Genomic DNA, 12,913 nt, shown 5'->3' with positions numbered 1-12,913 from the left:
GACCGATGAGTAGGCGTCGGCTTCATGCGCTTGCGTACTCGAGGACGAAGCCGCTGCAGAAGCAGCTGGTGGCGTTGGTGTTGGCGATTGCCACGCTGGCGCTGTTGGTGAGTTTCTCGGCGGTGTACATCTTCATGCGCAGCATTTTGTATCAGCGTGTCGACGACCAGCTCAGCGAGGGGTTGGACACGTGGGTTGGTCAGGTGACGTGGGTGCCGTCGTCGGGTGCGCCGAGCGATTTTTATCAGGAGACGTGGTATCCGCAGTTCGGGACGTCGTGGAGCCCGGTGTATGTGGATACACCGCCGGACCTTTCGAGGGTCAAGCAGCAAGATAAGGCGGTGACGGTGCCGTCGACAGGCGTGGCGCCGGGCGTGAAGTGGCGCGCGATGTCACGCGAGATGCCGGACGGCACTGTGAAGTATGTCGCGAAAGAGCTCGACGCAGAGCACCGCGTGCTGCGTTGGCTTGCGATTGTGGAAACGACATTTGGGCTCCTTGCCGTGGTGGGGATTGCGTGCGCGGGGCGCACCTATATTCGTAAGGCGTTGGCCCCGTTGCGTGAGGTAGAGAACACTGCGCTTGCAATTGCCGACGGCGACACGAAGCGCCGGGTGCCGGTGTGGTCGAGGGAGACTGAGGTCGGCAAGTTGTCATATGCGATGAACACGATGGTGCAGCAGCTGCAGGAGTCCGTGGAGGATGCGCAGCTGAAGGAGGAGCAGATGCGTCGCTTTGTGGGTGACGCGTCTCATGAGCTGCGTACTCCGCTGACGAGTGTGCGCGGGTATGCGGAGCTGTACCGGAAGGGTATGGCGCCGGATGCGGACATGGTCATCGGCAAGATTGAGGAGGAGTCTGCCCGCATGCAGTTGCTGGTGGAGGATCTCCTCGCGTTGACTCGTGCGGAGGGCACTCGCCTGGATAAGCGCCAGGTGGATGTGTTGGAGATGGTGACTTCGGCGGTGAGCTCTGCGCAGGCGGCGTTCCCGGAGCGTTCGCTCACGATTGAGAACAACGCCACCTCGGTGCCGACGGTCAACGGTGACCCGTCGCGGCTGCATCAGGTGTTGCTGAACCTGATTGTCAACGCGTTCAAGCACGCGGGCAAGGACGCGTCGGTCACGGTGGCGTTGCGGGAGAACCTGGACCGCATCATCATTGAAGTGATTGATGACGGCTGCGGTATGGAGGAGAAGGACGCGGAGCACATCTTCGAGCGGTTCTACCGCGCGGACAACTCCAGGAACCGCGCTTCTGGTGGCGGTTCGGGGTTGGGGTTGGCGATCGCGAAGTCCCTCATCGAGCAGCACGACGGCACCATCACCGTAAAAAGCGCGCCGGGTGAGGGCTCCACGTTCACCATTTCCCTCCCGATGGAGAAGGGCCCGAAGGCTTAAGCCTCGAGTGCTGCGCGCAGCTTCTCCGCGGCTTCGTCCATCTTGGCCGGGTCGGTTTCGTCCATCTTCATCACGGTGGACAGGTCGTAGCCGGACATGTCGTTGGCGGGGAAGACGTGGATGTGTGCGTGCGGCACTTCGAAGCCGGCGATGAGGTAGCCGGCGCGCTCGCTGCCAAATGCTTCGATGATGGCGTTGCCTACTCGCTGGGCAACGTCATTCATTTTTGCCCACAGCGCTGGCTCGATGTCGGTCCACTTATCGATCTCTTTGACGGGAACGACCAGCGTGTGGCCGTACGCGATCGGCTCGATGGTGAGGAACGCGGCGACGTCCTCGTCCTTGTACACGAAGCGTCCTGGAATTTCACCTTGAATAATCTTTGTAAACACAGTGCTCATAGCGCCTAGGTTACCGGTAAGTTAGTGGGCATGCGCATCCTTGTTATCGGTTCGGGCGGCCGTGAACACGCCCTGTTGAAAGGTCTTGCAGGACACGAGCTCACTGTCGCGCCGGGAAACGCCGGCATGGCATCACTTGCTGAGGTCAGGAGTGTCGACGTCGCTTCGCCTGAGTCGGTCGTCGAGCTGGCGAAAGACGTTGACGCTGAGCTTGTCGTGATTGGCCCTGAGGTGCCGTTGGTGGCGGGTGCGGTGGACGCGCTGCAGGCCGCGGGCATTCCAGCGTTTGGTCCGACGAAGGCCGCGGCGCAGCTGGAGGGGTCGAAGGCATTCGCGAAGGACGTCATGGCCGCTGCTGGTGTGGCGACGGCCCGCGCGCAGCGCGTGGAGCGCATCGAGGAGATCGACGATGCTCTTGAGGCGTTCGGCCCGCACTACGTGGTCAAGGATGATGGGCTGGCTGGCGGCAAGGGGGTCGTCGTCACGCTTGATGCTGCCGAGGCCCGCGCGCACGCTCGCGCGGTGATTGAGGCCGGCAACCCGGTGCTGTTCGAGTCCTTCCTCGAGGGCCCGGAGGTGTCGCTGTTCTGCCTGGTGGACGGCGAGACCGTCGTGCCGCTGCTGCCGGCGCAGGACCACAAGCGCGCCTACGACAATGACGAGGGCCCGAACACTGGTGGGATGGGCGCGTACACGCCGCTTCCTTGGCTGCCGGAGGGTGGCGTGGACCGCATCGTGGACGAGATTGCGCGGCCGGTGGCGCGCGAGATGGTCGCCCGCGGCATCCCGTACCAGGGCCTGCTGTACGTCGGCGCCGCGTGGGGTCCGGAGGGCCCGTCGGTGGTGGAGTTCAACGCGCGCTTCGGCGACCCGGAGACTCAGCCGGTGCTCAGCCTGCTGCGTACCCCGCTTGTCGACGTCCTCTATGCTGTGGCCACGGGCAGCCTCGATACGCTGCCGGCGCTGGAGTGGGAGGACGGCTACGCGGCGACGGTGGTGCTGGCGGCGAAGGATTACCCGGAGCACCCGAAGACCGGGGACGTCATTGCAGGCGCCGACCTGGACAACCCCGATGTTGTGCTGCACGCGGGTACCGCTACCAAGGATGGGGAGTACGTCTCTGCTGGCGGGCGCGTGCTCAATGTGCTGGGGAAGGGCGCAACGCTGCAGGATGCGGTGGATGCTGCCTACCAGGTGATTGAGCAGATTTCGCTCGAGGGTTCCTTCTACCGCAAGGACATTGGACGGCGCGCGATTGAGGGAGAAATCCGTATCTAGCGCGCGTGTCGGGACGTTGTGCGATAATCAGCGTCGTGGCTGAGAAACTGTTGAAACCGAACAATAGCAACGTCCTGTCGAACCGCTACGCGTCGCCGGAGATGGCGACGCTGTGGAGCGCAGAACACAAGATCATTCTGGAGCGTCAGCTCTGGATCGCCGTGATGAAGGCGCAGCGTGAGCTGGGAGTCGAGATTCCCGAGGAGGCGATCGCTGCGTACGAGGCGGTCGTCGACAAGGTGGACCTGGCTTCGATTGCTGAGCGTGAGAAGGTCACGCGACATGACGTGAAGGCGCGCATTGAGGAGTTCAACGCGCTGGCCGGGTACGAGCACATCCATAAGGGGATGACCAGCCGTGACCTGACCGAGAATGTCGAACAGCTGCAGATTTATCGCTCGCTGGAGCTGATTCGCGACAAGTCGGTTGCGGTACTCAAGGCGATCGGGAACCGGGCGGATCAGTACTCCACCCTGGTGATGGCGGGGCGTTCGCACAACGTTGCGGCGCAGGCCACGACGCTGGGCAAGCGTTTCGCATCGGCGGCGGATGAGATGCTGGTAGCGGTTGAGCGCATCGAGACGCTGCTGGCGGCCTATCCGCTGCGCGGCATCAAGGGCCCGATGGGTACTGCACAGGACATGCTGGACCTGATGGGCGGCGACGAGGCGAAGTTGCGTCAGCTGGAGCAGTCGGTGGCGCGCCACCTGGGCTTCGAGCGTACCTTTGACTCGGTCGGCCAGGTCTACCCGCGTTCCTTGGACTTTGACGCGATCTCGGCGATTGTACAGCTGGGAGCGGGTCCGTCATCGCTCGCGACCACGATCCGCCTGATGGCCGGCAACGAAACGGTGACGGAGGGCTTCAAGGAGGGCCAGGTTGGTTCTTCGGCGATGCCGCACAAGATGAACGCGCGTTCCTGTGAGCGCGTCGGTGGCTTCCAGGTGATCCTGCGCGGCTACCTCACCATGGTCGCTGACCTTGCTGGGCAGCAGTGGAACGAGGGCGATGTGTTCTGCTCGGTGGTGCGCCGCGTGGCCCTGCCTGACGCGTTCTTCGCTATCGACGGCCAGTTTGAGACATTTCTCACTGTGCTGGATGAGTTCGGTGCGTTCCCGGCGATGCTCAACCGTGAGCTGGACCGTTACCTGCCGTTCTTGGCCACGACGAGGATTTTGATGGCGGCGGTACGCGCGGGTGTGGGCCGCGAGACGGCGCACGAGATTATCAAGGAGCACGCGGTTGCGATGGCGCTTGATATGCGCGAAAATGGCGCTGAACAAAACCTCATTGAGCGCCTCGCCGCTGATGAGCGCCTCCCGCTCGACAAAGAGCAGCTGCAGGATGCGTTGGCTGACCGCCACGCGTTCATTGGCTCGGCGGAGTCGCAGGTCAGCAACGTGTGCGCTCGTATCCAACAGCTTATCGACGCCCACCCGGACGCCGCTGCGTACAAACCAGGGGAGATTCTGTAACCTTTATGTCCATGCGTCCAGAGCTTTCTGACTATACCCACCTGGCTGGCGGCAAAGTCCGCGAGATTTACGAGGTGGATGACGAAACGTTATTGATGGTGGCGTCCGACCGCATTTCGGCGTTCGACTTCTCGCTGGAGCCGGCGATCCCGGATAAGGGCCGGATTCTGACTGCCACGTCCATGTTCTTCTTCGACCTGCTTTCGGGTGTGCGCAATCACCTGGCGGGCCCGATTGATGATCCCCGGATTCCGGAGGAGGTCCTCGGCCGCTCGTACGTGGTGAAGAAGCTGAAGATGATTCCGTTCGAGTGCGTCGCTCGCGGTTACCTGACTGGTTCAGGCAAGAAGGAGTACGACCGCACCGGCATGGTGTGTGGTGTGAAGCTGCCCGAGGGCCTGGTTGAGGCCTCGAAGTTACCGGAGCCGATTTTCACCCCGGCGACGAAGGCTGCGCAGGGTGACCACGACGAGAATGTCACGTTCGAGTACGTGGAGGAGAAGGTGGGCGCGAAGCTCGCCGCCCAGCTGCGCGACCTCACCTTGGAGGTGTACACCAAGGCTGCGGAGTACGCGGAGACCAAGGGCATCATCCTGGCGGACACGAAGCTGGAGTTCGGCGTCGACGAGGAAGGCAACCTGGTCCTTGCGGACGAGGTACTCACGCCTGATTCGTCCCGCTACTGGCCAGCCGATACGTACGAGGAAGGCAAGGTGCAGCCGAGCTTCGATAAGCAGTACGTGCGCAACTGGCTCACCGGCCCGAAGTCCGGCTGGGACCCTGCGGAGAACACGCAGCCACCGGAGCTGCCTGGTTCCGTGGTGGAGGCGACCCGCGACCGTTACATCGAGGCGTACGAGCGCCTCAGCGGCGAGAAGTTTGGGGACTGGCCGGGGGCGCGTGCCTAAGGCGTGAGGTTGCGCGTAGACTCGTCGCCTATGACGAATTTCAGCGCGCAACCGCCAGTGGCAGCACAACACCCTACGACTCGCGTGTTTCATGGACGCGAGTTCGTCGATAATTATGAGTGGCTCCGGGACAAGCAGTCCCCGGAGACCATTGCCTATTTGGAGGCGGAGAACGCGTATACCGCGGAGGCGACCGCCCCGTTTGCCCCGCTCGCTGAGCAGGTTTACCAGGAGATGAAGTCTCGCATCAAGGAGACTGATATGTCCGTGCCGCAGCGCAACGGCGACTGGTGGTACTACGGCCGCACCATCGAGGGTAAGAGCTACGGCGTGTCCTGCCGCGTGCGGGTCGGCGACGACCCGTGGACGCCGCCGACGCTGCCGGAGGACGGCTCGCCGCTGCCGGGGGAGCAGGTGCTGCTTGACCTCAACGAGATGGCCGAGGGCCATGAGTTCTTCTCACTCGGCGCGTCAGCGGTATCTACGTCGGGGCGCTTGCTCGCCTTTTCGACGGATACCTCCGGCGACGAGCGCTTCGACCTGCGCATCAAGGACCTGGAGACCGGCGAGCTGCTGCCGGATACCATCGAAGGTGCCTTTTACGGCGCGACGTGGGCGGGGGAGCAGTACCTGTTTTACCTGCGCGTTGATGACGCGTGGCGCCCGCACCAGGTGTGGCGCCACGAGGTAGGCACGGCGGCGTCAGAGGACGTGCTGGTCTACCAGGAGGACGACGAGCGCTTCAACCTCGGCGTGGGCGGGGACCGCGCCGAGCAGTTCCTGTACATCGTGGCCAGCTCGAAGCTGACCAGCGAGTGGCGCGCGGTACCCCTGGAGACGCCGACCGCCGAGTTCGAGGTGCTGTGGCCGCGCGAGGAAGGCGTGGAGTACGACCTGGATTACGCGGAGCTCGCCGGGCGCGGGTACTGGGTGGTCACGCACAACGCCACCGGCCCCAACTTTGCAGTGGGGACCTGCCCGGTGGATGCGCGGGTGCCGCTGACTGAGCTGGAGACGTTCGTGGAGCACAGCGCGGACGTGCGCGTAGAGGGCGTCGATACGTACCGGGACTTCCTGTTTTGTGCCTACCGCTCGGGCGGCATTAGCAGGCTTGCGGTAGCGCCTGTGGAGGGGGACAACTTCGGCGCGCTGCGCGAGCTCGAGTTCGACGAGGAGCTCTACACCGTGGGCCTCGGCGGTAACCCTGAGTGGGACGCCCCGGTGGTGCGGCTGACCTACACCTCGTTTACGCAGCCTGCCCAGCTGTTCGACTACCAGGTGGCCACCCGCGGCGTGACGTTGCTGAAGCAGCAGGAGGTGCTCGGGGGCTACGACGCCGCCGACTACGTTGCCAGCCGCATGTGGGCTACGGCCGACGACGGAACCCAGGTGCCGATCTCCGTGGTGCACCGCGCGGACCTGGACATGACCCATCCGCACCCGACGCTGCTCTACGCCTACGGCTCCTACGAGTCCTCCGTGGACCCAGGCTTTTCCGTGGCGCGACTGTCGCTGCTGGACCGCGGCATGGTGTGGGCGTGCGCGCACGTGCGCGGCGGCGGCGAGATGGGCCGCGGCTGGTACGACAATGGCAAGATGCTCACGAAGAAGAACACGTTCACCGACTTCATCGCGTGCGCCGACGAGCTGGTGCGCGCGGGCGTGAGCTCCTACGACACGCTTGTGGCCGAGGGCGGATCGGCGGGCGGGATGCTGATGGGCGCGATTGCGAACATGGCCCCGGAGAAGTTCGCGGGCATCCAGGCGATCGTGCCGTTTGTGGACCCGCTGACCTCAATCCTCATGCCGGAGCTGCCGCTGACCGTGGTGGAGTGGGAGGAGTGGGGCGACCCGTACCATGACCCGGAGGTGTACGACTACATGGCCTCCTACGCCCCGTATGAGAACATCACAGCCCAGCGCTACCCGGACATCCTTGCAGTGACCAGCCTGAACGATACGCGCGTGCTGTACGTGGAGCCCGCGAAGTGGGTGGCGAAGCTGCGTGAGATAGCTACGGGCGGGGAGATTCTGCTTAAGACGGAGATGTCCGCCGGTCACGGCGGTGTGTCCGGCCGCTACGAGAAGTGGAAGCAGACCGCGTTCGAGTACGCCTGGACGCTCGTACACTCGGGGGCGTGCACCGTCTAGCAGCCGCAAAATAAAGGACTCCCGCGGGAGGGATCCGTTCGTTATACTGTCTTCGTCGTAATGACCTCCGAGACACGAAGGATTCTCATGGCAAAAGTCGTGGTAAATGTCATGCCTAAGGCTGAAATTTTGGATCCGCAGGGCCAAGCTGTCCTGCGAGCGCTGGGCAGAATCGGGGTGAACGGTGTCGAGGACGTGCGTCAGGGCAAGCGCTTTGAAATCGAAGTCGACGACACCGTGTCCGACGATGAGCTCAAGCGCGTCGCCGAAACCCTCTTGGCAAATATGGTGATTGAAGACTTCGAGGTTGTTCGATGACGGCAACCATCGGTGTAATCACGTTCCCAGGCACGCTCGACGACGTCGATGCGTTGCGTGCGGTTCGCCTGGCTGGCGCACAGCCGAAGTCGCTGTGGCACGCTGATGAAGATTTGACGGGTGTTGACGCCGTCGTGGTCCCCGGTGGGTTTTCCTACGGGGACTATTTGCGTTCCGGAGCCATCGCCGCGCAAGCCCCAATGATGGGCGCTGTGGTGGAGGCTGCGAAGAAGGGCATGCCGGTGCTGGGCATCTGCAACGGTTTCCAGATCCTCACCGAGGCTGGACTGCTGCCGGGCGCGCTGACCCGCAATCAGCACCTGAACTTCTACTGCGTGGACACCTACCTTGAGGTGGCCAACGCGGAGACCGCGTGGACGAACCGCTTCAACGAGGGGGACAAGATCCTCGTGCCGGCGAAGCACGGCGAGGGCCGCTTCCAGGCGTCCGCCGAGACCATCGAGCAGCTGGAGAAGGAAGGCCGCGTGGTGTTCCGCTACACGGATAACTTCAACGGCTCTATCAACGCGATTGCTGGTGTGACGAGCGAAAACGGCCGCATCGTGGGGTTGATGCCGCACCCGGAGCACGCGATTGAGGCGCTTACGGGGCCGTCGACGGACGGGCTCGGGTTGTTCTTGTCCGCTATTTCTTCGATCGGAGCGTAGGGAAACAATGACTGTACATAATGACACGGTGGAGCACGCCGCGCAGACTCCTGAGCTGGAGCAGCCCTACGCGGAACTCGGCCTGAAGACCGACGAGTACGAAAAGATCAAGCGCATTCTGGGCCGCCGCCCGACGGATGCGGAGCTGACGGTGTACTCCGTCATGTGGTCCGAGCACTGCTCCTACAAGTCCTCCAAGGTGCACCTGCGCTACTTCGGGGAGACGATGACGGAGGAGATGGCGTCGAAAATTCTGGCCGGTATCGGCGAGAACGCGGGCGTCGTCGACATCGGTGACGGCGACGCGGTGACCTTCCGCGTGGAGAGCCACAACCACCCGTCCTTCGTGGAGCCCTACCAGGGTGCCGCGACGGGTGTGGGCGGCATTGTGCGCGACATCATGGCGATGGGCGCGCGCCCAATCGCGGTGATGGACCAGCTGCGCTTCGGCCCTGCTGACGCGCCGGACACCAAGCGAGTCCTGCCTGGCGTGGTGCACGGCGTTGGCGGCTACGGCAACTCGCTGGGCCTGCCGAACATTGGCGGCGAGACCGTCTTCGACGAAGCATATGCGGGTAACCCGCTGGTCAACGCGCTGTGCGTGGGCACGCTCAAGGTCGAGGACCTGAAGCTGGCGTTCGCCTCCGGCACGGGCAACAAGGTGGTCCTCTTTGGCTCCCGCACGGGCCTTGACGGCATCGGCGGCGTGTCGGTGCTGGGCTCTGCGACCTTCGAGGAAGGCGAGGAGCGCAAGCTCCCAGCCGTCCAGGTTGGCGACCCGTTCGCGGAGAAGGTCCTCATCGAGTGCTGCCTGGAGTTGTACAAGGCCGGCGTTGTCGTCGGTATTCAGGACCTCGGTGGCGGCGGCTTGGCGTGTGCTACCTCCGAGCTGGCTGCGGCGGGCGACGGCGGCATGACCGTCAACCTGGACAACGTGCCACTGCGCGCGGCGAATATGAGCGCCGCCGAGATCCTGGCGTCTGAGTCCCAGGAGCGCATGTGCGCCGTGGTCACCCCTGAGAACGTGGATCGCTTCATGGAGATCTGCGCGAAGTGGGAGGTCGGTGCGGCCGTGATTGGTGAGGTCACCGATGAGAAGGACCGCTACCTCGTCTACCACAAGGGCGAGCTGGTACTGGACGCGCCGCCGTCATCGATCGACGAAGGCCCGGTCTACGACCGCCCGTACGCGCGCCCCGAATGGCTTGATGGCGTGCAGGCGAAGGCGGACGTCGATACTTCGGAGGACCTGGAGGCTACCTGGCTGAAGATGGTTGCCTCCCCGGCGCTGTGCTCCCGCGACTTCATCACGCAGCAGTACGACCGCTACGTACGTGGCAACACCGTGCAGGCCCAGTACTCGGATGCGGGCGTGCTGCGCATCAACGAGGAGACCTCGCGCGGCGTGGCGATTTCCGCTGACGCGTCCGGCCGCTACGCCTACCTGGACCCGAACATGGGTGTGCGCCTCGCGCTTGCGGAGGCCTACCGCAATGTTGTGGTCACCGGCGCGAAGCCGGTCGCGGTGACGAACTGCCTCAACTTCGGTTCCCCTGAGAACCCCGACGTGATGTGGCAGTTCCGCGAAGCCGTCCACGGCCTCGCCGACGGCGCTGCTGAGCTGGAGATTCCGGTTTCCGGCGGCAACGTGTCCTTTTACAACCAGACCGGCGAGACCCCAATCCTGCCGACCCCAGTCGTGGGCGTGCTCGGCGTGATCGAGGACGTCAACGCCGCCATCCCGCACCGCCTGCCGAAGGGCGAGGGCGAGCAGGCCTTGCTCGTGCTGGGTGACACGAAGGCGGAGTTCGGCGGCTCGGTGTGGCAGGACATCTCCGGCCAGGGCCTGAGCGGCCTGCCACCGCAGGTAGACCTCGCGAACGAGGAGCGCCTCGGCGAGCTGCTGCACGCGAACAAGGACATCCTCGCCGCGCACGACCTCTCAGAAGGTGGCCTGTCCCAGGCTGTCTTCGAGATGCTGCTGGGCTCCGGCAAGGGCGCCAAGCTGGACCTTTCGGCGGTCCACGAGGACGCGTTCACCGCGCTGTTCTCCGAGTCCGCCTCCCGCGTGCTCGTCGCGGTGGATCCGTCGCTTGTCGACGCCACCATCGAGCGCGCAAACGCCACCGGCGTCCCAGCGCACGTGTTGGGCACCACCACCGACGACGGCCAGATCACCTTCGGTGAGCACTCCGTCGCCGTGGCCGCGCTGGCCGACGCGTGGGCGAATACGTTGCCGGCACTGTTCGGCAACGCGACGGCCCCGAACGCCGCGCTGTAACTAACGCGATTTAGAGGTTATGCCGCCAGGTCATTACGGTGCCTGGCGGCGTTTCCATGCGCAGGCCTGTTGCCTCAACACCGGGCTGGCCTGCGTCGTCGACGGAGAAGCTGACGAAGGTCTGGTTGTAGGTCTGGTTGGGAACGAGCGCCTGCGGGTCCCGTGGCAAGACCGGGAGGTCTACGGTGTCGCAGAGCTGGGTGGCAAAGTTGCGCACGCGGTTCGCCGCCACGTTGCCTTCGCCGACGATGGTGATGTCGGGGCTGGCTACGTTTTCGTCGGGGCTGTCGCCTGCGGTGTTGCCGGTGTAGATGTAGCTGATGTCGAAGCAGCGCAGCTGGGTCACGTCGGCGAGCGCGGTGTCGGCGTTGGTGTAGTCGCCGACGCGGCTGCGTGCCTCCTGCCCTGAGATGACGCGGGGGTTCTCTACGCGTGCCCGGAAGTGGTACGCCCCGCCGCTATCGCCGAGGAGCGTGACGGCGGCGGACTGGCGGAACTGCAGCGCGGTCGCCGTCTTCGGCTGGGGCGCCGCGCAGCCAACCAGTGAACCGGCCACACAGGCGCTCGCGGCCAGCAGCGCAGCGGTTCGCTTCAGCACTGACATAGCCGCCACTAGTCGACGCGCTGCTGCGCATCATCTGGGCGCACCAGCGGCTCCGGCTCGTACTGCGCCCGCAGGTCCTTGAGCGTCTGCGTGTGCTCCCAGAGGCGCTTGTCCTCGTCCGTGACTGGGGTGAACTTGCGCGCGGCCAGCGGGTTGCCGTCGATGTCGATACCGATGTAGGTCACCGTGGCGTGAATCGCGTTCTGGAGCGACTCGCGGCCGCCGCGCGGGTCCCCCGATCGAACAAAGATGGAGGTATGCATCGAGCGCGCATCCGTCCTGGTCAGGCGCGCTTCCACCTCGATGAGGTCGCCGATGTGGATCGGCTTGTAGAAGCGGATGCCGCCCGCGTACACCGCTGCGGTGCGTTCCCCGGACCACTCCATCGTGCAGGCCATGCCGGCCTCATCGATCCACTCCATGGCGGTGCCGCCGTGCACATCGCCGCCCCAGTTGATGTCGGTCGGCTTCGCCAGGAAGCGGTGGATGGTGCGCGGCGCGGTGGAGTCGTCCGTGTAGGTCTGTTCCAGCATGGACGCCTCGATGGCCTTGCGCAGGTCGATGCGGGAGATCGCGGCGGCTTCCACGCGGCGCTCCTCATCGGTCTCAGGCGTAAATGTCGGCACCGGGGTTGGGCGCCCAGCTGCATCCTTTGCCACGAAAATCACCAGGCAGTCGCACGCGCGGGTGAAAACACCTTCCCGTGGGTCTGCCGAGAGCACCTCGTTGACGATGTGCATGGAAGTGCGGCCAGTCATCGCGATCCGGGAACGGACCTCCACAATGTGACCCGACGGAATCGGTCGGGTGAAGTGGATGTGGCCGACGTAGGCAGTCACGCAGTAGGTCGAGGACCACTGCGCGGCACACGCGTATGCCGCCTTGTCGATCCACTGCAACACACGGCCACCGGAGACGCCCTGGGCGCCCGCGTGGAGAACATCTGTAGGAGCCGCCATGAAACGTAGCGTGATGGAAGGAGACTTCATGGAACCACAGCATAATATGAAATCCATGGCACAGAGGAAGGCACCGAAGAAGACAGAGCTGGACCCAGCAGCGACACGAGCGGCCGTCCTGGCAATCAAGGACTGGTTGTTGGACGAAGAGGGCGTCGATAAGCCCGGCAGGGCTTTGCTCGCCGACGCCGTGCGGCGCACAGCCCGCACCCTCGCCCACGAAATGCCCGGGCACACAGTAGAGCTGCGAATACCCCCGTTTGTTGCCGTGCAATGCGTCGAAGGCCCCCGCCACACCCGCGGCACCCCGCCCAACGTCGTCGAAATGGACCCGACCACTTGGCTGCGAATCGCCACAGGTTGTGCCACTTTCGAGGAAGAAGTTCGCGCCGGGCGTATCGACGCCTCCGGCTCCCGAGCCCACGAAGTCCAAAAAGGGCTGCCAGTTCTACCCCTTCACCCCTAGGCGT

12 protein-coding genes are annotated in these 12,913 nt (G+C 64.3%); 9 read left to right on the top strand and 3 right to left on the bottom strand.

What is annotated here, in order from left to right:
- Positions 1–5: 5 nt before the first annotated feature.
- Entirely contained in the window at positions 6–1,400 is a 1,395-nt protein-coding gene (locus tag KBP54_RS09230; protein ID WP_256005482.1) for a sensor histidine kinase, read from the top strand.
- On the opposite strand, the gene KBP54_RS09225 is transcribed toward KBP54_RS09230, so the two are convergent.
- Positions 1,397–1,801 (bottom strand): HIT family protein, encoded by a 405-nt coding sequence (locus KBP54_RS09225; protein WP_070361932.1) that lies wholly within the window; start codon positions 1,799–1,801, stop codon positions 1,397–1,399. The two genes, KBP54_RS09230 and KBP54_RS09225, sit on opposite strands and share 4 nt — an antisense overlap.
- Before the next feature lie 30 nt (positions 1,802–1,831).
- Here KBP54_RS09225 and purD point away from each other — a divergent pair, with 30 nt between their 5' ends.
- From purD to purL, 7 genes are all read left to right on the top strand, one after another.
- A complete protein-coding gene (purD, locus tag KBP54_RS09220) occupies positions 1,832–3,079 on the top strand; it encodes a phosphoribosylamine--glycine ligase (RefSeq protein ID WP_256005480.1) in 1,248 nt (415 codons plus the stop codon).
- A gap of 26 nt (positions 3,080–3,105) precedes the next feature.
- Positions 3,106–4,554 (top strand): adenylosuccinate lyase, encoded by a 1,449-nt coding sequence (gene purB, locus KBP54_RS09215; protein ID WP_070975666.1) that lies wholly within the window; start codon positions 3,106–3,108, stop codon positions 4,552–4,554.
- An 11-nt stretch (positions 4,555–4,565) separates the two neighbouring features.
- Positions 4,566–5,462, top strand: coding sequence for a phosphoribosylaminoimidazolesuccinocarboxamide synthase (locus KBP54_RS09210; RefSeq protein ID WP_070975665.1), 897 nt, complete (start codon positions 4,566–4,568; stop codon positions 5,460–5,462).
- A gap of 30 nt (positions 5,463–5,492) precedes the next feature.
- Complete coding sequence (locus tag KBP54_RS09205) at positions 5,493–7,613, top strand: S9 family peptidase (RefSeq protein ID WP_256005478.1); 2,121 nt, start codon at positions 5,493–5,495, stop codon at positions 7,611–7,613.
- Positions 7,614–7,700: 87 nt separating this feature from the next.
- The gene (gene purS / locus KBP54_RS09200) at positions 7,701–7,931 is read left to right on the top strand and encodes a phosphoribosylformylglycinamidine synthase subunit PurS (RefSeq protein ID WP_070361934.1); all 231 of its coding nucleotides are present in this window, start codon (positions 7,701–7,703) and stop codon (positions 7,929–7,931) included.
- Positions 7,928–8,599 (top strand): phosphoribosylformylglycinamidine synthase subunit PurQ, encoded by a 672-nt coding sequence (gene purQ, locus KBP54_RS09195; protein WP_070361935.1) that lies wholly within the window; start codon positions 7,928–7,930, stop codon positions 8,597–8,599. Before purS ends, purQ begins: the two co-directional genes overlap by 4 nt.
- A gap of 7 nt (positions 8,600–8,606) precedes the next feature.
- Positions 8,607–10,880 carry a phosphoribosylformylglycinamidine synthase subunit PurL gene (purL, locus tag KBP54_RS09190; protein ID WP_256005476.1) on the top strand — a complete coding sequence of 758 codons (2,274 nt, stop codon included), beginning with the start codon at positions 8,607–8,609 and terminating at the stop codon, positions 10,878–10,880.
- A 10-nt stretch (positions 10,881–10,890) separates the two neighbouring features.
- On the opposite strand, the gene KBP54_RS09185 is transcribed toward purL, so the two are convergent.
- Both KBP54_RS09185 and KBP54_RS09180 read right to left on the bottom strand, forming a co-directional pair.
- Positions 10,891–11,484 (bottom strand): hypothetical protein, encoded by a 594-nt coding sequence (locus KBP54_RS09185; protein ID WP_256005474.1) that lies wholly within the window; start codon positions 11,482–11,484, stop codon positions 10,891–10,893.
- Between the two features lie 8 nt (positions 11,485–11,492).
- Positions 11,493–12,473, bottom strand: a complete 981-nt coding sequence (locus KBP54_RS09180; RefSeq protein ID WP_336296762.1) for an acyl-CoA thioesterase — start codon at positions 12,471–12,473, stop codon at positions 11,493–11,495.
- On the opposite strand from KBP54_RS09180, the gene KBP54_RS09175 reads away from it, so the two are divergent.
- Positions 12,472–12,909, top strand: coding sequence for a sterol carrier family protein (locus KBP54_RS09175; RefSeq protein ID WP_256005471.1), 438 nt, complete (start codon positions 12,472–12,474; stop codon positions 12,907–12,909). The two genes, KBP54_RS09180 and KBP54_RS09175, sit on opposite strands and share 2 nt — an antisense overlap.
- Positions 12,910–12,913: the final 4 nt, after the last annotated feature.

The sequence above is a fragment of the Corynebacterium pseudogenitalium genome, assembly GCF_024453815.1.
Classification (GTDB): domain Bacteria; phylum Actinomycetota; class Actinomycetes; order Mycobacteriales; family Mycobacteriaceae; genus Corynebacterium; species Corynebacterium pseudogenitalium.
The sequence above is the reverse complement of the archived record's forward strand: the minus strand, read 5'-3'. Positions and strand labels throughout refer to the sequence as shown.